A 24,498-nucleotide genomic window follows, 5' to 3' on the forward strand; every position below is an offset into this window, starting at 1 on the left:
ATAATTTCAAGAATCATAATCATCAAACATCTTTTATAAAATCCTCATACTCATAATAAAACCTCTCAAAGCCATCCATCTTGTCTACAAAAAATTCAAAAATTTGTCGCCATGAGTTTTTATTGAATACAGAAACTCCCTCTTTTTCAACCCAGATTCTGCTGATGATTTTTCCGTTTTCCAAAGGATAAAATTCTTCTTTTTGAAATTCTCCAATATAATCTTTCAGAATATCTTCAAGTGACCAGATCTTATTATAATAGGCATCTCTGTAGACTTCATCTTTCATTTCTATATCTAAAGAAACTTCTGCTTTTTTGTTGTCAGCATTAAATTTAAATGAAAAATCCTTCACTTTTGTATCATACAAAATCCATTTTCTCGGGAACGACTTACCAAATGCCGTCCAAAATTCTTGCTTAAGTTGTTGTGCTTCCTGTTTACTGAACATAAAAGCAAATTTAGGGAATTTGGCTATAAGTCAGATGCAGTTTTAGTATCCTGTTATGAGTCAATTTCAATTTTCTAACTTTCTGCTTAATCATTATACAATTCAAACTATTTTCTTACTTTTGTTGCAATGCTGTCAAAAAAATCTCAATATGCTTTTAAGGCACTTTCATATCTTGTAGAAAAGAGAAATGAAGGGCCGGTTTTAATCTCCGAAATCGCCGAGTACAAGAAAATTCCGTTGAAGTTTCTTGAAAATATTTTATTAGAATTAAAAAAGGCAGATATTCTCGACAGTAAAAAAGGTAAAGGCGGAGGTTATTTTCTCAAAGAACTTCCGGAAAAAGTAAATTTAGCAAGAATCATCCGTCTTGTAAATGGTCCTATTGCCATGCTTCCATGTGTAAGTCTTAATTTTTACGAAAAATGTGAAAACTGCAACGAAGACCATTGCAGCCTGCATGATGTTTTAATAGAAGTTAGGGATGCTTCACTTAAGATTTTATACCAAAAAACTTTATTGGATTTGATTGATTAATCTGATCCTTTTTTTTAATTTATAAGTCTACTTATTTGGTAGGATAATAATTTTATTAGATATTTGCACAACTTCAAATGAATAAACCATGATTTTAAAAGAAGATGCAGATAGACTAGAACAGCTTTCACCAGAGGACGGATTACAATTTATTTCAGAAAAGTTCTCGGATGGAGTGGTCTTTTCAACATCGCTTGGTCAGGAAGATCAGGTGATTACAGATCTTATTTTTCGCAATCAGCTTCCTTTCAAAGTCTTTACTTTAGATACCGGAAGACTGTTTTATGAGCATTACGATTTACTTTCGCAAAACAATTCGAGATATAAAATAAAAACAGAAGTCTACTTTCCGGAAGCATCAGATGTGGAAAATTATATCAATACCAAAGGCATCAATGCTTTTTACCATTCTGTGGAAAACAGGAAAGAATGTTGCTTTATCCGAAAGGTGAAACCTCTGAACAGAGCACTGGAAAATGCAAAAGTCTGGATCACTGGTCTTCGTACGGAGCAATCTGAAAATCGTGAAAATATGCCGATCATAGAGTGGGATGAAGGCAGACAGCTTTGGAAATACAACCCTTTGATTAATTGGACGTACAGAGAAGTTTTAGATTACCTGGAACGAAATAATGTACAGGAATTATCTCTGCACAAAAAAGGATTCATCAGCGTTGGCTGTCAGCCTTGTACAAGAGCCATCGAAGAAAATGAAAACCCACGCGCCGGGAGATGGTGGTGGGAAAGTTCACAAAAAGAATGCGGTCTGCATACACACTAACAAAAAATTCTCAATGAGCACATATACATTAAACTATCTGGAACAGTTGGAAGCGGAAAGCATCTACATTATGCGTGAGATCGCAGCACAGTTTGAAAAACCTGCATTGCTTTTCAGTGGCGGAAAAGATTCTATAACGCTGGTTCATTTAGCCATAAAGGCATTTGCACCCATGAAGATTCCTTTTCCTTTGGTGCATATTGATACTGGACACAACTTTCCGGAGGCTTTGCAATTTAGAGATTATTTAGCAGAAAATATAGGAGTAGAGTTGATCGTGAGAAAGGTGGAAGATACCATTAAAGCTAAAAATTTGACCGAACCTAAAGGTAAATTTGCCTCAAGAAACTGGTTGCAAACCCACACTTTATTAGATACAATTGAAGAATTTCAGTTTGATGCCTGTATTGGAGGGGCAAGAAGAGATGAAGAAAAAGCCAGAGCTAAGGAACGTTTTTTTTCCGTCCGTGATGAGTTCGGGCAATGGGATCCGAAACTTCAGCGTCCCGAATTGTGGAATATCTACAACGGGAGAATCAATAAAGGTGAAAATGTAAGAGTTTTCCCAATATCAAACTGGACGGAGCTTGATGTCTGGAATTATATTAAAAAAGAAAATATTCAGCTTCCATCCATTTATTTTGCACATCAAAGAGATATAATTGAATTTGACGGAAATCTGATAGCTGTTTCAGATTTTATTCAGATTGATGAAAATGATACCATTCAGAATAAAAAAGTCCGATACAGAACCGTTGGTGATATGACGTGTACTGCCGCCGTAGAAAGCTCTGCCGAAACTTTGGATGATGTGGTAAGAGAAATTACAGCTTCTAAAATCTCTGAACGTGGCGAAACGAGAATTGATGATAAAGTGACTGAAGCCGCAATGGAAGACCGTAAAAAAAGTGGATATTTTTAAGCAATAAGCTTTTAAATAATTCATCATTCATCACTCATCACTTATAACTAAATTAATTGTGGACATATTAAGATTTATAACAGCAGGAAGCGTAGACGACGGAAAAAGTACATTAATTGGAAGACTGCTCTACGACAGCAAAAATATATTGATTGATCAGCTTGAAGCTTTGGAAAAACAGTCAAAAAATAAAAATGAAAACGGAATCGATCTCGCCATCCTTACGGACGGTTTGAGGGCAGAACGAGAGCAGGGAATTACGATTGATGTGGCTTACCGGTATTTTTCTACTCCGAAAAGAAAATTTATCATTGCTGATGCTCCCGGACATATTCAGTATACAAGAAATATGATCACCGGAGCTTCAAATTCTCAGCTGATTGTGATTCTGATTGATGCAAGACAAGGCGTCATAGAACAGACCAGAAGACATTCTATCATCGCTTCATTGTTGAAAATGAAAAATGTGGTGGTTGCCATTAATAAAATGGATTTGGTAAATTATTCTGAAGAGATTTACGATAATATAAAAGTGCAGTACGATTTGGTAGCAGAAAAATTAGGATTGGAAAATGTTGAATATTTTCCTATTTCGGCTTTTTATGGTGACAATATCGTAGAACAGTCTGAGAGAATGAGCTGGTATAAAGGCTTACCGTTATTAGATTATCTGGAGAACGTGGAAATTAATGAAAGCAAAAATTCGGAAAATCCCAGATTTCAGGTGCAGTATGTTATCCGTCCTCAAACTGAAAAATTGCATGATTATCGCGGATATGCCGGAGAAGTGATCTCGGGAGTTTACAAAAAAGGCGATGAGGTTACTGTTCTTCCACAAAATATTCTGACGAGAATTTCAAAAATAGAAACCGGAGGAAAGGAAGTCGATCTTGTGTTTACCAATCAACCTGCAGTTTTACACATTGAAGATGATATTGACATCAGTAGAGGTGATTTTATTGTGAAAACTGACCATCACCCAAAAGTAGAAAATGAGTTTGAAGCAATCGTCTGTTGGCTGGATAAAAAAGAACTGAATGAAGGAAATAAATATTTTATTCAGCATAAAAGCAAAACATTGAAGGCAATCATCAAAGAAATTGAATATACAATTGATGTGAATACTTTAGAAAAAAATCAGGTTACAGAAAGCATAAAATTAAATGAAGTCGTAAAACTAAGATTGAAAACTTCTTCACCTTTGGTTTTTGATAGCTTTGAAGATAGCCAATCTACCGGAAATGCAATTTTGATTGACGAAACAAGTAATTCTACCGTTGCAGCGGTGATGATTTTGTAGCATGATCATCTCGCGCAAAATTCAGATCAGGCTAAATGTGCTTATTATAACGGTCATTATTTTGGCTGTTATGATGTTTTTATTCTATCAACTGGGCTATTTGGATGAGCTTCAGATCATCTTAGCAAAAGATCATCATATTTTTTATTGGATGCTTTTGGTGGGGATTTTTGCAGAGGTTGTCGCAGGTTCTATGGGAATGGGATATGGTGTGATCTGTACCACAACACTTTTGTTTTTGAATATTCCGCCACCTATTGTAAGTGCAAGTATACATTCTGCAGAGAGTTTCACAACAGCTGCAGGAAGCATCAGTCACATAAAACTGAAAAATGTAAGCAAAAGTCTGGTGATAAAATTAGCAATTCCTGCAGTTTTTGGAGCTGTAATCGGAGCTTTATGCCTTACTTTTTTGGGTGAATATTATTCGAAAATCACCAAAACTATTATAGCTTTTTATACTTTATATCTTGGTTTTAAGATTTTATCAAATGCTTTTAATCCTAAAAAAGACAAAACTTTAAAAAAGAAAACCAACCTTACCCGTTTGGGTGCAATTGGCGGTTTTATAGATTCTTTTGCGGGTGGCGGTTGGGGACCTTTGGTTACAGGAACGCTCATTAAAAATTCATTTACACCAAGATTTGCAGTGGGAAGTTCTACCGTTGCAAAATTCATTTTAACGGTTACAGCAGCAGTTACTTTTTTCTTTACTCTGGGAATTCAACATTGGAACATCATTCTCGGTCTTCTGATTGGCGGAATTATTACTGCACCTTTTTCAGCTATGCTTACATCAAAATTACCCGTGAAAAAAATGTTTATCGTCATAGGCACTTTGGTAATTGTGATGAGCTCGATTACGATTTATAAATCTATTTTTTAGTTTAAAAAAGTTTTATAAATATTTTAAGATTTCGACAATAGTTCAGCTTCAAAAATTTTACATTTATAGCCTAAAAATTTAAGCATGAATTTACATATTGTGGCACTTTTCAAATTTAACGAAAGTTACCTGATGGAAGCAGTTGATCTTTTTCAGAAATTGGTAAGAGAAACCAGAAAAGAAGAAGGATGTCTGCAATACGAATTGATTGAAGACAATGAGCAGAAAGGAACTTTTTTCTTAATTGAATTATGGGAAAGCATAGAACACCACAACCGTCACAACGGTACAGATCATCTTTTTGAGTTCAGAAATAATGCTTCAAAAATTCTTACAGAAACTATTCAGGTTTACAAAGGTTTCAGGATTTATTAATTTAGCTGGAAGCTAGAAGCTAGAAGTTAGAAGCTAGAAGCTAGAAGCTAGAAGCTAAAAAATGCAAAAGGCAGTTTCACCGTGATGAGACTGCCTTTTTAGAAAAAATAGAAAGTATTTATTTTTTAATGAATTTCGATTTTACAACCGTTCCTGCATTGGTTTCAATTAAAATATAGTATACACCCGTTTGAAGTGTAGTGATATCAAATTGCTTATTTTTCGGTTTTCCTTCTGTGATTTTTGCTCCGGTTGCAGCATAAATCTGTACGTTTTTTGGTTCAGATTTCCCCGTAAACTGTAAAGCCGTATTTTCATTATTAAGGGCAAATTTAATTTCTTCAGTAGATTTCAGATGATCCGAAACACCTAAAGATCCTGTAGGTAAATATTGGAAATCATCAAATTCCAGCGCTGTATGCGGAGCGACGTGACCTGTAAATTTTATGGCTAAATAAGTAGAAGCAGAATTGGGTACAACCACATTAATGTTTTGGAATGTATCTCCTGTCAACATCGTTGGTGCGCCTAATGCTACAAATGTCGACATATCTGAAGGATTAGAAACCAGACCAGCCTGAATCATTCCAGGAGCTGAAGTAGCGTTTTTTCTTGCTTTAAATGTAAGCGTTTTGTCACCGGTAGGTGCTACAATTTGAGGACTCACTACGTATGATGGTGAATTCATATTTCCTCCTGAGTAAGATTGTAAAAATCGGTTGGCTCCGTCTACAACAACCAGCATCATTGGTCCAGGATTTCCTGTTGCTGCAGGTAAAACGGTTGTCCATCCGTTACTTGGGAATGCTGCCGGCCCCGGTGTAAAAGCATTGAATGTTTCGTTTAATGTAGCTACCTGTGCATTTGCTGATAAGGCAGAAAAAACTAAAGCTCCTAAAAGTAGTTTTATTTTCATGACGTTATTTTTATTTAGAATTATTCTACAAAACTAATAAAATTATTTTTAACTATTCTAAATAAAGCATATATTTGTCAAAAATATTTGAGTTTATGAAGAAGAAAGTGCTTTCTGTGGTATCATTATCAGCTCTTTTTTGGATCAATGCGCAGGAAAGAGATTCTCTTAGTCTGAAAAAGATCGATGAAGTGGTGATCACCGGACAGTATATGCAACAGTCTGTTAACAAATCTATTTACAAAGTAGAGGTAATAGATGCGGCACAAATTAAAAATATGGCTGTAACCAATGCAGCTGAAGTTCTTAATCAAAATCTGAATATTTTAGTTGAACCCAATTCCGGAAGTGGCGATTCTAATGCCAATATTTTAGGACTAAACGGACAATACACAAAAGTTCTCATCGATAATATACCTGTCGTAAGCGATCAGGGAATGGGAAATCTGGTAGATCTTACCAAAATAAATGTCAATAATATTGAAAGAATTGAGATCGTAAAAGGCTCAATGGGTGTAGAATATGGGAATAATGCAGTAGCCGGAGTGATCAATATCATTACCAAAAAAAGCTATGCAAAAAAGTTCAGTGCTCAGATCAGTTTACAGGAAGAGACTGTAAACAAAGATTATGACTGGTTTAAAAAAGGCGAAGGCAGACATGTTCAGACTTTAAACTTAGGATACAAAGTTTCAGATCATTGGTCTGTAACAGCAGATATTAATCATAATGATTTTCAGGGATATAAGGGCAATCTGAGAGGTTATCAATATTTAAACAAAGGTGATGAGAAGCTGAGAGGAAATGAATGGCTGCCAAAAGATCAGTTAACTACCAATGCGGCAGTACGCTATTCTAAAGGAAATACTTCATTTTTTTATAAAATAAATTTTCTTACAGAGACTATTAATTTCTATGATAACAGCTTAACAGATTTACCATTAGGAAACGGCAACAGAACTTACACGGCAAACGATGTTGATTATTTTACCAAAAGATGGATTCATCAGTTGAATCTTCAGACAAAAATTGGTGCAAGGATTAACTATAACGGTGATTTTTCTTATCAGACTCAGGAAAGAATATCTCAAAAGTATCAATACGATGTTCCCAACAGACAGATCCTTTCAAAAGAAGATAAATCTACCTTTTACAATTCTAAAATATTTTATTCCCGTGGAATGTTCAGCAATTTCCTTGATAACGATAAAATTAATTTTCAGCTAGGCTACGAACTCGATCATACAAGCGGATATGCCGCCGCATCAACTTTTGAATCTAATAATAACGGAATCAATATTGAAAGAACCATTTTCAATTACGCTAATTTCTTATCTGCAGAATGGAGAATGACTGATCAGTTTTCAATTCGCCCCGGTGTGAGATTAGCTTTAAGTGATCAGTTTGATTCTCAATATAATTATTCCTTAACTGCAAAATACAATACTTCAGAAAAATCTGATTTGCGCGCTGTTTTCGGTTCTGCCAACAGATTTCCAACATACGATGAGCTCTATACTTATGTGGTTGATAATAACCACGACATACGGGGAAATGAAAATTTAAATCCGGAAACAGGCTATTCTGCAGGCTTATTCTGGGATTACAATACAACAACATCTTCTGCCTGGAAATTCAGTTTAAATCTTTCAGGAATGTATCTCGATGTAAAAGATCGTATTGAAAATGTGATTGTCAACAATCAGCCTCTGAGATTTACTTACCTCAATGTAGATCATTACAGATCAACAGTTTTCGGGGGTGGGATCAGTCTCAGAAAAAATAATTTCTCGCTTAACACAGGAGTTTCGGTTTTGGGAATTTCACAAAGTATAAGTACAGGAAATGCAGTTTCTCCGGATGATTACAACTATTATGCAGAAGCCAATCTTGGAGCCAACTATACCTTAGAAAAAACCAAAACACTTTTTGCGCTGTACTACAAATATACTGGCAAACGTAAACAATACACTCACAAAGCTTCTGTAAACCCTGCAGTGGATCCTGGAGAATATGTTTTAGGAGAAATTGATGGGTTCAATATGATGAATTTTACAGTGAGCCAGCCATTTTTTAATAATCATTTAGAAGTAAGTACAGGTGTTAAAAATATATTTGATGTCTCTACTATCAAAAATACCGTGCTTTCAGGTGATGGTCATTCCGCTGCCAACGACAATCAGAATCTTTTTTACGGCAGAAGCTATTTCGTAAGATTAAACTATAATTTTTAAATAAAATGAAAAAAATACTATTCTGTCTTCTGTTGGGGACTTCTTTCATTTCGCAATCCTGTATCAACGGCCATGAAGATCCTATAGCGGTTCCATCCATTGAAGGTAAAACTGTAGAGCCTTCTGTGGGAGGTGGCGCACAACCCAATCAGGTTTGGATTGATCTGAGTGAAGTTGATGCTGATGGAAATCCTAAACAGACCTTCAACAAAAGAACAGATTGGGATCTTGGATTGTATTCAGGAAACGAATTTAAAGTTGTTCTTAATTCTTCCATTGCTATGGGAGCAGGAAAAGTTCCTAATGCAACCGACTTGTCTCAGGTAAATGAGATCAGTACATCTGCTTTGATGGCTCAGGTGCAGGTAGCAAACTACAATCCTTCGAATGTTATTTATGTGGATGCCGTGACAGGCAATTTTCCTGCTGCGACAACGGCAATTGATGAAGTGAAAGCAAATGATGCTGAAAACGGAATTTACATCGTCAATATGGGAAAAGATATTTATACAGGAACAGTTCCTACAGGTTCTGCGCTTACGGGTAGTGACAACAGAGGATGGATGAAAATTCAGGTGACAAGATATGGTGATGGTTACAGAATCAGGTATGCTGAGCTTAATTCTACAACAATTAAAGAAGCAATTATTACTAAAAATGACTCTTACAACTTTAAATTTTTCAGTCTTAAAAACAACAAAGAAGTTAGCATTCAGCCCGAAAAGAAAAAATGGGATATCTCATTCACGGTCTTTACAAATCTGATTGACGGAGCCGGAAGTTATGTTTACGCAGATTTTGTTACTCACAACATTATGGGAGGTGCTGCTGCGTATGAAGTAAAAGTAACTGCACCAACTACAGGTGTTGAAGCTTATAATCAGTTTAAAACTTCAGATATAGATCAGTCGAAATTTGTTTACAATGATCAAAGAACGATTGGCGGAAATTGGCGTGTTGCAGGACCGGGAGGATCTTCTGTCAACAACAGTGTTTTCTACATCATAAAAGACGCCAACGGATATTATTTTAAATTAAAATTCATGCGGCTTACCAGTCCGGAAGGAGAACGTGGGAAACCTCAATTTGAATTCAAACCTTTATAGAAATAATCAAATAATAATTAAACATGAAAAAATTCATTCTTGCAGCTTCTGTTCTTATGGCAGTACATTCTTGCACAAAAGAAACTGCAAAACCTACAGAAAACGGTACTGAAGTTTCCTCTGAAACTCCAAAAACCAACCATAAAATCGTTTCGCTAAGCGGTGGAATTACAGAAATTGTAAGTGCATTGGGTCACGACAGCGAAATCGTAGCAACAGATGTTACAAGTACTTATCCTGAAACTTTAAAAGCTACCGCTAAAGATTTAGGTCACGTAAGATCAATGACGATCGAGCCGATTATGGCAGTTTCTCCAACATTGATTTTGGCTTCTGAAAAAGATATCAATCCGGAGTTATTAGGAAAAATTAAAGCTTCAGGAATTAAATCTGAATTATTTAAACAGGAATTTTCTGTAGCAGGAACCAACAAACTGATCGCTGATGTTGCAAAAGCTGTCGGAAATACTGATTATCAGAAATTAAATGATAAGATTGATGCAGATTTAAAGCAAATTCAGCCCATTGCAAAAAAACCAAAGGTATTATTCATCTACGCCAGAGGAAATATGATGATGGTTTCTGGTAAAAATACACCGATGGCTGCGTTAATTGGTCTTGCAGGAGGAGAAAATGCGATCAATGATTTTGAAGATTTTAAACCATTGACTCCGGAAGCAGTAGTGAAAGCAAATCCGGATGTTTTATTCTTCTTCTCAACAGGTCTTCAGGGTTCTGGCGGAAACGAAGGAGCTTTAAAAATGCCAGGAGTTTCTCAGACAAATGCGGGTAAAAACAACAAGATTATCGCAATGGACGGAGGTTTGGTTTCCGGTTTTGGTCCATAGATTAGGTGAGGCTGCAGTTGCATTAAACAAACTTTTAATTGAAAGCACAAAATAAATTATATTTTTATTTCACAATAAGTGTCATTTTGCTCGTGATACTGGCAATTGTGGCACTTTATATTGGGGTTTATGACTTTAATGGGATTTCCCCTTTTACAGTTTTAAACCAAATGATCATGGGTGATCCAAATTTAGCTTTAAGCGACAAATATGTGATTTGGGATGTACGTGCAGCCAGAATTATCATGGCAATTTTGATAGGAAGTATGCTTGCAGTTTCCGGAACAAGTTTGCAGGGTTTATTTAAAAATCCTCTGGCAACGGGTGAATCGATAGGTTTAACTTCTGGTGCAACCTTATTGGCAGCCATTGCAATTGTTCTCGGCGGACATTTTAAGCAATATCTTCCTGAGGCGGTTCAATTTTCACTTACAGGTATTTCAGCTTTTTTAGGAGCCTTGTTGGCAATGATGCTGGTGTACAGAATTTCCACGAGCAGTGGTAAAACTAATGTGGTCATGATGTTACTGAGTGGTGTAGCGATTACATCAATCGGTTTTTCAGTCACAGGATTTTTGATTTATATTTCAAAAGACGAACAGTTGAGAGATTTAACGTTTTGGAATATGGGAAGTCTTGCCGCCGCAACCTGGACGAAGAATATTGTCTTAGCAGTGGTAATGATCATTTCATACCTCATTTTACTGCCAAAAGGAAAGGCTCTAAATGCAATGATGTTGGGCGAAAGAGATGCACAGCATTTAGGAATTAATGTAGAAAAATTAAAAAAACAGATCATCATCATCACCTCTTTAATGGTAGGAACTTGTGTGGCATTTTCCGGAACAATTGGTTTTGTCGGTCTTATTGTCCCGTATATTTTAAGGCTTTTATTTAAGTCAAACTACACGTTTATTCTGCCTTTGTCAGCGGTTTTGGGAAGTATTTTACTTCTCATTGCAGACACCGTCAGCAGAAGTATTGTGGCACCCTCAGAATTGCCGATTGGTATTTTAACTTCACTTATTGGCGGACCCATTTTCATCGCAATTTTAATTAAATTTAAAAAATCACTCTGATGGTAAAGGCGAATAAAATCAATTACAAGCATAAAGATTTTTTTATTCTTAATGAAGTTGATATCACTTTAGGATATGGCGAATTTTTAGTGATTGTAGGACCCAACGGAGCCGGAAAGTCAAGTTTATTGAGTGTCTTGGCTCATGAAGTGCAGCAAGGCAAACAGAAAATTTTATTTAAAGATAAAGATATTTCTGATTGGGAAGTTCGGGAATTATCAATGCACAAAGCCAAATTTTCTCAACACAATTCCAATGAAATTCCTTTGCAGGTAAAAGATGTTGTGATGATGGGGCGCTATCCGTACTTCGATTCTCAGCCAAGAAAAGAAGATTTCGAAGCGATGAATAAGCACTTGTACGAAACCGATGTGTATCACTTAAAAGAAAGAGATTACAATACTCTGTCCGGTGGTGAAAAACAACGTGTACATCTTTCAAGAGTAATGGCTCAGGTGGAAAACAAAATTGAAAAAAAGTTGATTTTTCTGGATGAGCCTTTAAATAATCTGGATGTCAAACATCAGTACAGAGCTTTAGAAATCATTAAAAAATTTACACAAAAGGAAAACTCTGCAATAGTTGTATTGCATGATTTGAATTTGGCAGCACAGTTTGCAGACAAAATTGTATTAATGAAATCGGGAAAAGTTTCTGCTTACGGAACGCCGGAAGAGGTGTTTACTTCAGAAAATATTACGCAGGCTTACAATTTTCCATGTACGATTTGCCCGCATCCTATTAACGCAAACCCCATGATTATTTTTGGATAATCTTGGAAAATAATGATGAATTAAAAATATCCCTCAATTAATTTTAAACCATAAAAGATAAAATAATGAATACAGTAATCAATGAACTAAAAGAAAAATGGGAATCTTTGAAAATAGAAAATCCTCATTTGAGAATTAGAAATGCAGCACAGCAATTGGGTGTGAGCGAAGCGGAATTGTTACTCACTAACGTTGGAGAAGAGGTGACCGTTCTTAAGCCTGAATTTGCAAATATCTTAACAGAAGTTGAAAAAATGGGTAAGGTGATGGCTCTTACCAGAAACGAAGAATGCGTACACGAAAGAAAAGGAACTTACCTGAACGGTGATTTCAGCAGTCCTCACGCACAGCTTTTTGTGGGAGAAGATATTGATCTGAGAATATTTATGAATCACTGGAAATTCGCTTTTGCAGTAGTAGAAGATGATAAAAAAAGTATTCAGTTCTTCGGGAAAGACGGTTTGGCACTTCATAAAATATATGTAACAAAAGAGAGCAACGTTGAAGCTTTTGAAGAAATTATTGCTCATTTTAAAGCTGAAGACCAGAATGAAAAATTTGAATTTGAAAAAGTTGTTCCAAAAGCTGCTGAAAAAGCAGATTCTGAAATCGATGCAGAAGGGTTCAGAAAAGCCTGGACTGAACTAAAAGATACCCATGATTTCTTCATGATGACCAGAAAATTCGGAGTTTCAAGAACTCAGGCTTTACGACTGGCTCCTGAAGGTTATGCTAAAAAAATCGAAACTTCAAAAGTGGTCAATGTGCTTGAAGATGCTTCTGAAAAAAATCTTCCCATCATGATTTTCGTTGGGAACAGAGGGATTATTCAGATTCATACCGGTGAGGTTAAAAAAACGATGTGGCACCAACAGTGGTTCAATGTGATGGATCCTGATTTTAATCTGCATTTAGATGTAACGAAAATCGCTGAAGCCTGGATCGTGAAAAAACCGACAGATGATGGTGAGGTAACAGCTATCGAAGTATTCAACAAAGAAGGTGATTTTATCGTACAGTTTTTCGGGAAAAGAAAACCGGGAATCCCTGAATTACAGGAATGGAAAGATCTTGTGGCAGATTTGGAAAAGTAGAAAAAGTAACAATTAGATAATTTGATGAAGACCGTTTTGTTCTTGTGGCAAAACGGTTTTTTTTGGAAGGAAACTTTAGTTTTTTATAAAATAAAAAGAGACCGCTAAAATTAGCAGTCTCTTTTCGTATGTGTTGTTGTCTGAATTATTTTTTCTTGTAAGCAGCGTCTTTAATTCTCGCTTTTTTACCTCTAAGATCTCTGAAGTAGTAAATTCTAGATCTTCTAACTTTACCTCTTCTGTCAACTTCAATTTTTTGAAGAGCCGGCATGTTGATAGGGAAAACTCTCTCTACACCTACATCACCACTCATTTTTCTGATTGTAAAAGTCTTTGTAGAACCTGTTCCTCTCAATTGGATTACAGTTCCTTTGAAGAACTGAGTTCTTGTTTTTTGACCTTCCTTAATCTCGTAATACACAGTGATTGTATCACCAGCTTTGAATTCTGGGAATTCTTTTTTTGTAATGTACTTGTCTTGTACGTACTTTAATAAATCCATTATTAATAAAATAAAATATGTTACGCTAAGCAACTTACACGGACTTCGTCAGAGGTTGAATAACAGGTTGCAAATATATGAAATACTTTTTGAATATGCCAAACAATTTTATGATACTAAAGCATGTTTTTAGTGCTTTTTTTCAGAGAAAAATTAATGGTTGTTTATTATTAACGTCATTCTGAGTTTATACATGAAATTTATATTTGCCGCATTATAAAAGTGAAATCATTCTTTAGTTATTCAACTCAACAAAATTATCATGAGGCATTATCTATTATTCTTTTTTTTAGTCGTCCAACTTACTTATGCTCAGGTTTTGTACCCTTATTTGCAAAATCCGGCTCCTAATTCTATGATTGTCAACTGGAAGACAAGCTCAAACAACGAAACTACGGTTCTTTACGGAAACTCTCCTACGAACCTCAATGTAACTGTAACAGGAACAACCAACATTTTTTCTGATACAGGATATAATAACAATTATTATTATCACACAGCAAAGATTACCAACTTACAGCCCAATACGAAATATTATTATAAAATTAAAACCGGAACCAGCGAGTCGGCAGTCTATAATTTCAGAACGCTTCCTCTTGCGGGGCAACCTGTAACCTCAGATGGTAAAATACGTTTTTTGATCATGGGAGACAACCAGATCAAAGCAGAACCTCGTTATGATTCATTAAATTATAAAGCGTATAAAAAAATAAAAGAAAAGTTTGGAATCAATTCAGATCCTTCAGACAATATTGCTTTAACTTTTATGGTGGGAGATCAGGTTGATGTAGGAACTCTGGATCATTATGAAAATGTACATTTCAAGAAAAATAGAAAACTGTCACCTTACCTTCCGATTCTTACAACAGTAGGAAACCACGAAACCTATGGTACGATGGGAATGAATTCTTACTATGCGCATTTTAATATTGATGAAATAAGTTATAAAAATATCACATCGGGTAACGAAAACTATTACGCACATCAAGCCGGAAACGTTTTGTTTGTAAGTTTAAGTTCAGAACATACAGGATCTGCACAGCAAACATGGCTTCAGCAGGTTTTAAATGCTGCCAATACCGATACTACAGTCGACTGGATCATTTCTTTAAGTCACAGACCGTATCAGGCAGAGCAATATGTGGGTGATATTTCTACTTGGGTAAGAAACAATGCGGTGCCACTTTTGGCAGGTTCAGAAAAATATTTGATGCATGTAGGAGCTCACCATCACCTTTACCACAGAGGTCAGTTAAAAAACACACCAAATTATCAGATTATATCAGGCGGAACGGCTTGGGATCAATATTGGGGAATGTCAACAGAACAGGATTTTGATGACGTACAAAAAACACTGACAGATTGGACGTATCAAATCATCGAAGTAGATGTTACCAATGGAAAAGTAGATATCGAAAGTTATTCTATCGGAGGTATTTATACTCAGAAAGATAATGTATTGATCGATTCATTCCACCGTTATAAAAATAAGCCTAAACCGGTAAAACCGATGATCACCAATACATTTTCGGCACCGATCACTTTACCTTTAACTTTGAATGGAAGCGCATTCTCTTCGCCGGCAAATGAACTATTAAACAGTACTCAGTTTTTAGTAAGTAAAGTGGCTGACTTTTCTGTAATCGAAAAAGATTTTTACAGAGATTACGAAAACTGGTTCGGAAAAGAAGGAAACGGAAATCCGGATCTTACTAAAAACATCAATGCAGGTGTAGATATTACGAAAATGACATTCGCTGCCAATTCTATAACCAACGGAACGTATTATGTGAAAACCCGCTATAGAGACAGAAATATGGAATGGAGCGAATGGAGCGATGTAAAACAGTTTCAGGTAACAGGAAGTGTAGTTTCTAACCCGAGTTTTACTTTAGATAAAACAGAATATCTGCAGAATGAAGCCATCACAGTAACTTATAATGATGGGCCGGGAAATCAGCAGGATTGGGTAGGACTTTACAAAAAAGGTCAAAACCCGGCGACTACAACTTCCCAAGGCTTTGTTTACACCAACGGGCAAACTTCAGGGATAGCCAGCTTTCCCAATGGTTTGGCAACTAAAGGTCAGTATTTTGCAGGATTTTTTGCCAATAATGGTTATACAGACATTGCTCCGAAGAAAAACTTTTATGTAGGACCAAAAGTTGTGCTTCAGACAACTGCCAACAATTATCCAGTTGGCGGTACAGTGGTAGTGAACTACAGTAATGCACCCAATTTAGTAAAAGACTGGATCGGGATTTACAAAATGGGGCAGGTTCCCGGCCCGACTCCCGCATCAAAATGGAGTTATGTAAATGCTGCTGCAGGAACTCTGAATTTTACAGGACTTCCGAAAGGTTATTATTATGCTCAGTATTTTCTTGAAGACGGTTATAATACCGTAGGAGAGAAGGTTTTCTTCAAAGTAGGTGATATCGTTACAGAACTTTGGATCAATAAGCCAGTGTATACTTTAGGTGAAAATATTACCGCTTCGTGGACAGATTCTCCGGGAATCATCAAAGACTGGTTGGGAATTTATCCTCAGAGTGTCTCTATTCCGGATGATAATTTTATTTCTTACACTTATTTCGATGGCGTTACCCAAGGTACAAAAACCATCACAGGAAATGTAAATGGAGTACCAACTACAGCAGGTAATTATTACATGGTGATGTTCACCAACGATTCGTATACCGAAGTTTCAAACAGAGTACAGTTTCAGGTAACCTCACCAACTTTAGGAACTGCAGAAACGAATAATAAAACCGAGAAAAATGTAGTTTTATACCCTAATCCTACAAAACCGGGCCAGCCAAGTTTCATAAAAAGTGATTATCCGATTGATAAGATTGAGTTGTTATCTGCAACAGGTCAACTTTTATATAGATCGGAAAACGTTCAGAATCAACGTTTTTCTTTGGTCAATGAGAATCTTCCAAAAGGTGTTTATTTTGTAAAAGTATATACCAGGAAATTATTTACTTTAAAATTGATTATCGAATAACCATTCATAATTTACTGATATAGAGCGGAACTTGTTTCCGCTTTTTTCGTTTTAAAACCTTTTGTAAATTATTTTTAGAGTAAATCTGCTTTAATCTTTCTCAAGATTGGTGATAAAATATTTAAGAGTATATTGTTTTTTTAAATATATTTACTTATAAAATTCCATAATTTGGAATGTTTACAATAATTTATTAACTATATTTTTACTATGAATAAAATATTTACATTATTAGCTTTTATATTTTTTCTTAATATTTCAGGGCAAACAGATCAGGTATTGTTTGTAGGAAATAGCATGACTTATTATAATAATATGCCGGAATTGTTTAAAAATATAGCGATTGATAAAGGAAAAACAGTGGAAGTTACTTCGTATACAGTAGGAGGTACAGGTTTTGTGAATCATGTTAATGATGCGGCATTGTACCAGGCAATAAGATCAAAAATATATAAGTATGCCGTTTTACAGCCCGGAACCTCTGAATCTGCTGGGGTTTCTTATCCGGTTAGCGTAACAGCAAACAGAGGAAAAACAATAAGAGATTCTATAAGAAAATACAGTCCGTGTTCAAAAATTTTTCTTTATGAAATACCTTATGGAGTGCCCTCCCAAAATGATTACGCCACTTATTTTAATATACAAGGAATGATAAAAGATTCCGTTACAAAAATGTCTAATCTTATGCAGGTAGAGATGATTCCTGCAGGAGAATCTGCAAGAGTACATTATACTGCATCCCAGGATTTAGCATTACACGGTAGCTATAATGATATACATCCAAACCTTAACGGAAGTTATCTTGTTGCAGCATCAGTATATGCTACATTATATAAACAGACTTCTCATCTTTCAGGTTATTTTGGTGGACTTACGCAAAATACAGCACAATACTATCAGCAGATTTCAGGAAATACAGTATTGACCAATCCTGCACAATGGCTGATGAATCTTTACCATATAAATGCCGATTTTTCTGTTTCCGGAAATAATCAGCAGGTTACTTTCAATAATATTTCATCAAATTATGATTCTGTTTTGTGGGATTTCGGAGATGGAGTGACATCTACAACAATAAACTCCATTCACCAATATGCAGCATCTGGAACCTACACTGTTTCTTTGACGGTCTATAGAAACTCGTGTTCTTCCAATATTACAAAAACGGTTAATGTGAATCAACTCTTAGTAGCCGAAAGCAAAACTACGAAGTTAAAATTCTACCCAAATCCTGCTTCTGACTTTATATTCTATGAAGGAGAAAAATTATTAGATAGAATAGAGATGTATGATTCTACAGGTAGAAAAGTAACCGGCTGGGAAAAAATAAACCAGAAAACAGGAAAAATTGATATTCATTTATATCCTAAAGGGTTTTATATAATTAGATTTTACTATTCAGATAAAAGTATTCAAAACATAAAAATTCAGAAACAATAAATCTTTATTATAAAGAAAATTCCCCTATCTCTTAACAATAATCATCCTCCATATTATAGACAAATTTTTTGATTATTTGAAATTTATAAAAATGTAAATTCAAATCTTATGACCAATTACAAACCTTTATTTTTTTATAAAATATTCAAATGAATCTTATAAATGAAGTTATAAAGAAAAGTATTAAATTTAGCCGACAGAAAATCTAATATTTCATGATAGATAAAAGAGTAAAAAATGCACAAGAAGCTATCGAAGGCATTCACGACGGAATGACTTTGATGCTTGGAGGTTTCGGACTTTGCGGGATTCCGGAAAATTCAATCAACGCATTGGTAGACAGTGATGTAAAAGAACTTACGTGTATCTCAAACAATGCCGGAGTCGACGACTTCGGATTGGGATTGTTGTTGCAGAAAAAGCAGATCAAAAAAATGATTTCTTCTTACGTTGGAGAAAACGCAGAATTTGAAAGACAGATGCTTTCTGGCGAACTGGATGTTGAATTGACACCACAGGGAACTTTAGCCGAAAAATGCAGAGCTGCACAAGCAGGAATTCCTGCATTCTACACACCAGCAGGTTTTGGAACTGAAGTCGCAGAAGGGAAAGAAGTAAAAGATTTCAACGGAAAACCACATATTCTTGAACATGCTTACGAAGCAGATTATTCCATCGTAAAAGCCTGGAAAGGAGATCATGCAGGAAATCTAATTTTTAAAGGTTCCGCAAGAAATTTTAATCATCCAATGGCTGGAGCAGGAAAAATCACCATTGCTGAAGTAGAAGAATTGGTGGCTCCGGGAGAATTAGATCCAAACCAGATTCACATCCCGGGAATTATGATTCAAAGAATCTTCCAAGGCGAAAAATTTGAAAAAAGAATCGAACAAAGAACTGTAAGAAAGAATAATAATTAAATATATTCATTCAGACACTTCAGTAATTAAAATTTGTGTGACTTTGCTAAGTGGAGCACCTTTGCGAACTTAAAAGCAGCGTCAATCTTTAAAAAAACTTTGCGCTCTTGCGTTAAAAAAATCAAATTAAAAATGTTAAGTAAAGAAGATATAGCAAAACGTATTTCCAAAGAAGTAAAAGACGGATATTACGTCAACTTAGGAATCGGAATCCCAACATTGGTTGCCAATTACGTTCCGGACAATCTTTCGGTAGAATTTCAAAGTGAAAACGGAGTTTTGGGAATGGGACCATTTCCTTTTGAGGGCGAAGAAGATGCAGATGTCATCAATGCCGGAAAACAGACGATTACCATTCTGGATGGCGGATCGTTTTTCGATTCTGCATTCAGTTTCGGGATGATCAGAAGTCAGAAAGTTGATCTTACCATTCTTGGAGCGATGGAAGTTTCAGAAAATGGTGACATTGCCAACTGGAAAATCCCCGGAAAAATGGTGAAAGGAATGGGCGGTGCGATGGATTTGGTAGCTTCTGCTGAAAATATTATTGTTGCCATGATGCACGTCAACAAAGCCGGTGAAAGCAAAATACTGAAAAAATGCACACTTCCGTTAACCGGAATCAATTGCGTAAAGAAAGTTGTAACCGAATTGGCAGTTTTGGATGTAACTCCAGCCGGATTTAAATTGGTTGAAAGAGCTCCCGGTGTTTCAGTAGAACACATCATCAAATCAACAGAAGCTGATTTAATCATCGAAGGAGAAATTCCTGAAATGCAATTCTAAATAAAGCAAAACCTTGTCACATCGACAAGGTTTTTTTTATTTGAAAATAATTTTGTCATTAAATCGACATAGGAAATCGTAGCGTTAAGAAAATAAATTCTGTGAACGTTAAGAAAATTCTATTGTTTGAAGCGCGACAAAAATTCTGATTTTAAGAACAAATACCGAACTCGCGCAAGTTTTAGAATTTTTAGTTAACAGATTTTATTTTTAGCGAAGAGATTCAAGTCTTGAATTTTTGTTTCTTTTGTTTCAAGACAAAAGAAAAATTAATTAATCTTGAATTAATTTTTATTCATTGTATAAAAAGAAATTTATTTTCCATCCTGCGCCCCAAAAACCTTCTGCAAAATACTCGTCGTTCTCATTACAGAATTATTCCTGATCCCGCTTTCTTTTTCGGCAACCATTTTAAAAACACCATTGATGGTTTCGTTGGTTACATATTCATTGAGGTCGGTGGAAACAGCATTTCCTGTTAAAGTATTGTATTTTGAAATCAGATTATTCCAAACTTTATCAGCACCTACTTTTCCCAAAGAGGCTTTCACTTTAGGCTGAAAAGCAGTGAAAAGCTGAGATTTTGTTTTTGTTTGTAAATAATTGGTTGCAGAATTATCTCCACCCAGCAAAATATTTTTAGCATCCGTAATGGTCATCGAGGTAATGGCTTTTGTAAAGATCGGGGCAGATTCTGTCACTGCATCTTCTGCGGCTCTGTTGAGTAATTTTACACCCTGATCAGCTAAACTTCCCAATCCGAAAGCACGGAGTTTTGTATCTATAACTCGTAATTTTTCGGGCATTAAAATCTTCACAGCCTCATTTTTCAAAAAACCATCTGTCACGGCCAATTTTTTTACCCCTTCAGTTACCCCAAGAGTCAGAGCTTCTTTTAAACCTGATGAAATTTGGGTCGAAGTAAGACTGTTGATGTTGGTCGTTGGAAATTGTGTATTCGTAGAAGTTTTAGTTGAAGAATTGGTCGTAGTTTTCGTTTTAACCGGCTGGTTAAGGTCAACTCCGGTCTGATTTTTCACGGTAGATTTAATAATATCTAAAATCTGTGCCTGTGCAGAAACTGAAAATAATAATCCAGCCGCCAATAGAAATGTTTTTTTCATCGTTTATTTTATACAAATTTAGATGTTTTGTAGGAGAATAAGTTAAATGATAGAATGAATTTTTGAGAAAATAATTATATTCGCTTTAATCTAAACTCAACAAGATGCTGCGTATTTTTCTGGTCTTTTCTTTATTGATTTCTACTTTTTCTTTCTCTCAATCAAAACTGAATTTAATTCCTTATCCGCATAAAGTGGAATTTCAAAAAGGAGAATTTATTATTACTGAAACATTGAATTTAGGGGATAACCTTCCAAAACAGGAAACAGAATATCTTAAACAACATCTAAAATTAAAATTTAAAAATGCACAGAAAAAAAATGTTCAATTGTTATATTCAAAATTAGCAAATGAGGGTAAACAGAATTCTGAATTTTATTTTATTGAAGTTTCATCAAAACAAATTCATGTAAAATCTTACACTGATCAGGGTTACTTTTTAGCGATTCAAACGTTGATTCAATTATTTGAAGACAGCAATAACAGAAGAATTCCCGCATTAGTAATTGAAGATGAGCCCAAATTTGCATGGCGAGGAATGCATCTCGATGTCTGCCGTCATTTTTTCACCGTTGCAGAAGTAAAGCAGTACATCGATTATTTAGCAATGTACAAACTGAATACTTTCCATTGGCATCTGACAGACGATCAAGGTTGGAGAATTGAAATTAAAAAATATCCAAAATTGACGCAAATCGGGTCAAAACGTAAAGAATCTATGATTGGAGCTTATGTGGACAATACCTTTGACGGAAAACCTTATGGACCTTATTTTTACACGCAGGATGAAATAAGAGACGTCGTAAAATACGCTCATAACAGGCATATCACCGTAGTTCCGGAAATCGAAATGCCGGGTCACGCTTTGGCGGCGCTCGCTGCTTATCCTGAATTGGCTTGTACAAAAGCGACCTTTTGAACCGGCAACAAAATGGGGTGTATTTGATGATGTTTTTTGTCCGAAAGATGAAACTTTTACTTTTTTAGAAAATGTTTTGGATGAAGTGATTCAGCTGTTTCCTTCGCATTATATTCACATCGGTGGTGATGAATGCCCGAAAACACGATGGAAAGAATGTACACATTGTCAGGATTTGATCAGGAAAAATAATCTGAAGGATGAGCATGGCTTACAAAGTTATTTTATTCAAAGAATTGAAAAATATGTGAATTCTAAAGGACGGAAAATTATCGGCTGGGACGAGATTCTTGAAGGCGGATTAGCCCCAAATGCCGCCGTAATGAGCTGGACAGGCATTAAAGGAGGAATTGAAGCTGCAAAAACAGATCATTTTGCCGTCATGACTCCCGGAGCATATTGTTATTTTGATCACTATCAGGGCGATCCACAAACCGAACCAAACGCTTTTGGAGGTTTTACGCCTTTGGATAAAGTGTATTCTTACCATCCGATTCCTTCTGAATTAAATGAGGAACAGTCGAAATATATTCTGGGAGTTCAGGCAAATTTATGGACGGAATATATACTTGATTTTAAGCAGGTTCAGTACATGATTTTTCCTAGATTATTTGCGCTTTCCGAAGTAGGTTGGGGAACTTCAGATCCAAAAAAATATAAAGAATTTGAAAACAGAGTGCTGGAGCATTTTAAAATTTTAGATAAAATGAACATCAATTATGCTAAAAGCATTTACAATATTGCAGGAAAGGTTATTCCTAATAAGATGGGTGTTTCTTATGAACTTTCGACCTCACAAAATTCAAACGGAATTAGGTATACCATTGATGGCAGTGAGCCCAGATCAGGTTCTGCAACTTATGAAAATCCGATTTCTGTTTCTAAAGCAATGACTGTAAAATCTGCTTATTTTGAAAATGGAGAATTGAAAAGTGCGGTATCTTCTCAGAATTTTACCCCATCAAAAACTACGGGAAAGACAATTACTTTAGAACATCAGCCAAGTGAAAATTATTCTTTCGGCGGAGCATTTACATTAGTTGACGGAATTGTGGGAAACGTAAAGCAGCTGGGAAAAACTTGGCTGGGTTTTCAGGGAAAAGATGTGGTAGCAACCATTGATTTAGGTGAAAAGGCACATTTCTCAGAAGTTTATTTTAATACATTGGATAATAAAGGAAGCTGGATTCATTTAGCTAAATCGGCCTCAGTTTCAATTTCGGATGACGGGAAGAATTTTAAAACAATCAAAGAAATCGGGAAAGATGAAATTCTTTCAGCAAAAGGGAAAATAATTCTGAAAGCAGGAAATCAGAATGCGAAATTTATTAGAATTAAAATAGAAAACGCAGGAATCATTCCCGCAGGAAATCCCGGAGCAGACTCTAAAGCATGGCTTTTTGTAGACGAGATCGGAGCGCAATAAGATAATTTCCGATAACTTTAAATTTTACATCCCTGAAAAACCAAATTAAAATATGAATTCACGTAGAAAATTTTTAAAAACCACAGGAATATTATCATCTGCTTTATTGCTGAATCCTTTAGATTTAATCGCTAAAGAATCGCCTGAAAATAACAATAGAGTAATGAATAAACCTATCGTTCTTTCAACCTGGAATTTCGGGATAAAAGCCAATGTAGAAGCCTGGAAGATTTTAGGAAAAGGTGGAAGAGCTTTAGATGCAGTTGAAAAAGGTGTTCATTTGATAGAAAATGATCCCAACGAAAGAAGTGTTGGATATGGGGGCAGACCAGACAGAGACGGAAGAGTAACTCTGGATGCCTGCATTATGGATGAAAATTACAATATCGGTTCGGTTGCGTGCATAGAAAATATTAAAAACCCAATTTCTGTTGCAAGAGCAGTGATGGAAAAAACACCTCACGTCATGTTGGTTGGTGACGGTGCTTTTGAATTTGCAATTTCGCAAGGGTTTAAAAAAGAAAATCTTCTCACTCCCGAATCTGAAAAAGAATGGAAAGAATGGCTTAAAACCAGTAAATACCAACCCATTGTGAACATAGAAAACCATGATACGATCGGAATGATTGCTTTGGATGCACAAGGAAATCTTTCAGGAGCATGCACTACAAGCGGAATGGCTTACAAAATGCACGGAAGAGTAGGAGATTCTCCTATTATTGGCGCAGGTCTGTTTGTTGATAATGAAGTGGGTGCAGCTACAGCAACAGGTCATGGCGAAGAGATGATAAGAACTGTTGGTAGTCATCTCGTTGTTGAGTTGATGCGACAGGGAAGAAACCCTCAACAGGCTTGTAAAGAAGCAGTAGAAAGAATTGTAAAGATTACGCAAAAAAGAAATAAAAATCTGAAAGACATTCAGGTTGGCTTTATTGCTTTGAATAAAAATGGTGAATACGGATCGTATTGCATCCAGGATGGTTTTGATTTTGCAGTATATGATCAAAAAGGTAACCGTTTAGAAAAACCTGACTTTGCTTTGAAGTAATAAGTGAAATTTTATTCAAT

At 35.6% G+C, this 24,498-nt stretch carries 22 protein-coding genes and 1 pseudogene; 19 read left to right on the forward strand and 4 right to left on the reverse strand.

Translation table 11 applies throughout. The features are described from left to right. Positions 1 to 22: 22 nt before the first annotated feature. Positions 23 to 451 (reverse strand): DUF4268 domain-containing protein, encoded by a 429-nt coding sequence (locus ACZZZA_RS10825; RefSeq protein ID WP_463431659.1) that lies wholly within the window; start codon positions 449 to 451, stop codon positions 23 to 25. Positions 452 to 580: 129 nt separating this feature from the next. Between ACZZZA_RS10825 and ACZZZA_RS10830 the strand changes: the two genes are divergently transcribed. The 6 genes from ACZZZA_RS10830 (at position 581) to ACZZZA_RS10855 (ending at position 5,252) form a co-directional block, all read left to right on the forward strand. Next, positions 581 to 988 carry an RrF2 family transcriptional regulator gene (locus tag ACZZZA_RS10830; protein WP_463431661.1) on the forward strand — a complete coding sequence of 136 codons (408 nt, stop codon included), beginning with the start codon at positions 581 to 583 and terminating at the stop codon, positions 986 to 988. Between the two features lie 88 nt (positions 989 to 1,076). After that, on the forward strand, positions 1,077 to 1,769 hold the full coding sequence (locus tag ACZZZA_RS10835; RefSeq protein ID WP_463431663.1) for a phosphoadenylyl-sulfate reductase: 693 nt from the start codon (positions 1,077 to 1,079) through the stop codon (positions 1,767 to 1,769). A 13-nt stretch (positions 1,770 to 1,782) separates the two neighbouring features. Beyond that, entirely contained in the window at positions 1,783 to 2,691 is a 909-nt protein-coding gene (gene cysD, locus ACZZZA_RS10840) for a sulfate adenylyltransferase subunit CysD (protein ID WP_463431664.1), read from the forward strand. 58 nt (positions 2,692 to 2,749) lie between these two features. Then, positions 2,750 to 3,991, forward strand: coding sequence for a sulfate adenylyltransferase subunit 1 (locus ACZZZA_RS10845; protein WP_463431666.1), 1,242 nt, complete (start codon positions 2,750 to 2,752; stop codon positions 3,989 to 3,991). 70 nt (positions 3,992 to 4,061) lie between these two features. Then, on the forward strand, positions 4,062 to 4,877 hold the full coding sequence (locus ACZZZA_RS10850; protein ID WP_463431668.1) for a sulfite exporter TauE/SafE family protein: 816 nt from the start codon (positions 4,062 to 4,064) through the stop codon (positions 4,875 to 4,877). 84 nt (positions 4,878 to 4,961) lie between these two features. Continuing rightward, complete coding sequence (locus ACZZZA_RS10855; RefSeq protein ID WP_463431670.1) at positions 4,962 to 5,252, forward strand: putative quinol monooxygenase; 291 nt, start codon at positions 4,962 to 4,964, stop codon at positions 5,250 to 5,252. A 118-nt stretch (positions 5,253 to 5,370) separates the two neighbouring features. Here ACZZZA_RS10855 and ACZZZA_RS10860 read toward each other — a convergent pair whose 3' ends face one another. Continuing rightward, positions 5,371 to 6,168 (reverse strand): choice-of-anchor J domain-containing protein, encoded by a 798-nt coding sequence (locus ACZZZA_RS10860; RefSeq protein WP_463431672.1) that lies wholly within the window; start codon positions 6,166 to 6,168, stop codon positions 5,371 to 5,373. Positions 6,169 to 6,263: 95 nt separating this feature from the next. Here ACZZZA_RS10860 and ACZZZA_RS10865 point away from each other — a divergent pair, with 95 nt between their 5' ends. From ACZZZA_RS10865 to ACZZZA_RS10890, 6 genes and pseudogenes are all read left to right on the forward strand, one after another. Next, positions 6,264 to 8,402 carry a TonB-dependent receptor plug domain-containing protein gene (locus tag ACZZZA_RS10865; protein ID WP_463431674.1) on the forward strand — a complete coding sequence of 713 codons (2,139 nt, stop codon included), beginning with the start codon at positions 6,264 to 6,266 and terminating at the stop codon, positions 8,400 to 8,402. A gap of 5 nt (positions 8,403 to 8,407) precedes the next feature. Beyond that, positions 8,408 to 9,508, forward strand: a complete 1,101-nt coding sequence (locus ACZZZA_RS10870) for an HmuY family protein (RefSeq protein WP_463431676.1) — start codon at positions 8,408 to 8,410, stop codon at positions 9,506 to 9,508. A 23-nt stretch (positions 9,509 to 9,531) separates the two neighbouring features. Beyond that, positions 9,532 to 10,411 (forward strand): annotated as a pseudogene (locus tag ACZZZA_RS10875) (heme/hemin ABC transporter substrate-binding protein). Further along, positions 10,395 to 11,435, forward strand: a complete 1,041-nt coding sequence (locus ACZZZA_RS10880; RefSeq protein WP_463431678.1) for a FecCD family ABC transporter permease — start codon at positions 10,395 to 10,397, stop codon at positions 11,433 to 11,435. Before ACZZZA_RS10875 ends, ACZZZA_RS10880 begins: the two are co-directional and overlap by 17 nt. After that, the gene (locus tag ACZZZA_RS10885) at positions 11,435 to 12,208 is read left to right on the forward strand and encodes a heme ABC transporter ATP-binding protein (RefSeq protein ID WP_463431680.1); all 774 of its coding nucleotides are present in this window, start codon (positions 11,435 to 11,437) and stop codon (positions 12,206 to 12,208) included. The genes ACZZZA_RS10880 and ACZZZA_RS10885 overlap by 1 nt, the downstream gene beginning before the upstream one ends. Before the next feature lie 65 nt (positions 12,209 to 12,273). Next, the gene (locus ACZZZA_RS10890; protein ID WP_463431682.1) at positions 12,274 to 13,302 is read left to right on the forward strand and encodes a hemin-degrading factor; all 1,029 of its coding nucleotides are present in this window, start codon (positions 12,274 to 12,276) and stop codon (positions 13,300 to 13,302) included. Between the two features lie 145 nt (positions 13,303 to 13,447). Here the strand turns inward: ACZZZA_RS10890 and rplS are convergent, their stop codons facing one another. Then, positions 13,448 to 13,804 carry a 50S ribosomal protein L19 gene (rplS, locus tag ACZZZA_RS10895; RefSeq protein WP_007846341.1) on the reverse strand — a complete coding sequence of 119 codons (357 nt, stop codon included), beginning with the start codon at positions 13,802 to 13,804 and terminating at the stop codon, positions 13,448 to 13,450. 262 nt (positions 13,805 to 14,066) lie between these two features. On the opposite strand from rplS, the gene ACZZZA_RS10900 reads away from it, so the two are divergent. From ACZZZA_RS10900 to ACZZZA_RS10915, 4 genes are all read left to right on the forward strand, one after another. Next, positions 14,067 to 16,814, forward strand: coding sequence for a fibronectin type III domain-containing protein (locus ACZZZA_RS10900; RefSeq protein ID WP_463431694.1), 2,748 nt, complete (start codon positions 14,067 to 14,069; stop codon positions 16,812 to 16,814). 210 nt (positions 16,815 to 17,024) lie between these two features. After that, positions 17,025 to 18,254, forward strand: coding sequence for a PKD domain-containing protein (locus ACZZZA_RS10905; protein ID WP_463431696.1), 1,230 nt, complete (start codon positions 17,025 to 17,027; stop codon positions 18,252 to 18,254). A gap of 215 nt (positions 18,255 to 18,469) precedes the next feature. After that, positions 18,470 to 19,174, forward strand: a complete 705-nt coding sequence (locus ACZZZA_RS10910; RefSeq protein WP_463431698.1) for a CoA transferase subunit A — start codon at positions 18,470 to 18,472, stop codon at positions 19,172 to 19,174. Between the two features lie 132 nt (positions 19,175 to 19,306). Continuing rightward, a complete protein-coding gene (locus ACZZZA_RS10915) occupies positions 19,307 to 19,960 on the forward strand; it encodes a CoA transferase subunit B (protein WP_463431701.1) in 654 nt (217 codons plus the stop codon). A 314-nt stretch (positions 19,961 to 20,274) separates the two neighbouring features. On the opposite strand, the gene ACZZZA_RS10920 is transcribed toward ACZZZA_RS10915, so the two are convergent. Further along, positions 20,275 to 21,084 carry a DUF4197 domain-containing protein gene (locus ACZZZA_RS10920; RefSeq protein WP_463431702.1) on the reverse strand — a complete coding sequence of 270 codons (810 nt, stop codon included), beginning with the start codon at positions 21,082 to 21,084 and terminating at the stop codon, positions 20,275 to 20,277. A 104-nt stretch (positions 21,085 to 21,188) separates the two neighbouring features. Between ACZZZA_RS10920 and ACZZZA_RS10925 the strand changes: the two genes are divergently transcribed. Genes ACZZZA_RS10925 through ACZZZA_RS10935 form a run of 3 tightly spaced genes read left to right on the forward strand, consistent with a single transcriptional unit; the run spans position 21,189 to position 24,478 of the window. Then, on the forward strand, positions 21,189 to 22,004 hold the full coding sequence (locus tag ACZZZA_RS10925; protein WP_463431704.1) for a beta-N-acetylhexosaminidase: 816 nt from the start codon (positions 21,189 to 21,191) through the stop codon (positions 22,002 to 22,004). Next, positions 21,973 to 23,430, forward strand: coding sequence for a glycoside hydrolase family 20 protein (locus ACZZZA_RS10930; protein ID WP_463433756.1), 1,458 nt, complete (start codon positions 21,973 to 21,975; stop codon positions 23,428 to 23,430). Before ACZZZA_RS10925 ends, ACZZZA_RS10930 begins: the two co-directional genes overlap by 32 nt. A gap of 52 nt (positions 23,431 to 23,482) precedes the next feature. After that, on the forward strand, positions 23,483 to 24,478 hold the full coding sequence (locus ACZZZA_RS10935) for an isoaspartyl peptidase/L-asparaginase family protein (protein WP_463431706.1): 996 nt from the start codon (positions 23,483 to 23,485) through the stop codon (positions 24,476 to 24,478). Positions 24,479 to 24,498: the final 20 nt, after the last annotated feature.

Source organism: Chryseobacterium sp. AC405b (assembly GCF_979258685.1).

Coding starts and splice junctions, on each gene's coding strand:
- ACZZZA_RS10825 (WP_463431659.1), bottom strand. CDS start 451: ATGTTCAGTAAACAGGAAGCACAACAACTTAAGCAAGAATTTTGGACG.
- ACZZZA_RS10830 (WP_463431661.1), top strand. CDS start 581: ATGCTGTCAAAAAAATCTCAATATGCTTTTAAGGCACTTTCATATCTT.
- ACZZZA_RS10835 (WP_463431663.1), top strand. CDS start 1,077: ATGATTTTAAAAGAAGATGCAGATAGACTAGAACAGCTTTCACCAGAG.
- cysD (WP_463431664.1), top strand. CDS start 1,783: ATGAGCACATATACATTAAACTATCTGGAACAGTTGGAAGCGGAAAGC.
- ACZZZA_RS10850 (WP_463431668.1), top strand. CDS start 4,062: ATGATGTTTTTATTCTATCAACTGGGCTATTTGGATGAGCTTCAGATC.
- ACZZZA_RS10855 (WP_463431670.1), top strand. CDS start 4,962: ATGAATTTACATATTGTGGCACTTTTCAAATTTAACGAAAGTTACCTG.
- ACZZZA_RS10860 (WP_463431672.1), bottom strand. CDS start 6,168: ATGAAAATAAAACTACTTTTAGGAGCTTTAGTTTTTTCTGCCTTATCA.
- ACZZZA_RS10865 (WP_463431674.1), top strand. CDS start 6,264: ATGAAGAAGAAAGTGCTTTCTGTGGTATCATTATCAGCTCTTTTTTGG.
- ACZZZA_RS10870 (WP_463431676.1), top strand. CDS start 8,408: ATGAAAAAAATACTATTCTGTCTTCTGTTGGGGACTTCTTTCATTTCG.
- ACZZZA_RS10885 (WP_463431680.1), top strand. CDS start 11,435: ATGGTAAAGGCGAATAAAATCAATTACAAGCATAAAGATTTTTTTATT.
- ACZZZA_RS10890 (WP_463431682.1), top strand. CDS start 12,274: ATGAATACAGTAATCAATGAACTAAAAGAAAAATGGGAATCTTTGAAA.
- rplS (WP_007846341.1), bottom strand. CDS start 13,804: ATGGATTTATTAAAGTACGTACAAGACAAGTACATTACAAAAAAAGAA.
- ACZZZA_RS10900 (WP_463431694.1), top strand. CDS start 14,067: ATGAGGCATTATCTATTATTCTTTTTTTTAGTCGTCCAACTTACTTAT.
- ACZZZA_RS10905 (WP_463431696.1), top strand. CDS start 17,025: ATGAATAAAATATTTACATTATTAGCTTTTATATTTTTTCTTAATATT.
- ACZZZA_RS10910 (WP_463431698.1), top strand. CDS start 18,470: ATGATAGATAAAAGAGTAAAAAATGCACAAGAAGCTATCGAAGGCATT.
- ACZZZA_RS10915 (WP_463431701.1), top strand. CDS start 19,307: ATGTTAAGTAAAGAAGATATAGCAAAACGTATTTCCAAAGAAGTAAAA.
- ACZZZA_RS10920 (WP_463431702.1), bottom strand. CDS start 21,084: ATGAAAAAAACATTTCTATTGGCGGCTGGATTATTATTTTCAGTTTCT.
- ACZZZA_RS10925 (WP_463431704.1), top strand. CDS start 21,189: ATGCTGCGTATTTTTCTGGTCTTTTCTTTATTGATTTCTACTTTTTCT.
- ACZZZA_RS10935 (WP_463431706.1), top strand. CDS start 23,483: ATGAATTCACGTAGAAAATTTTTAAAAACCACAGGAATATTATCATCT.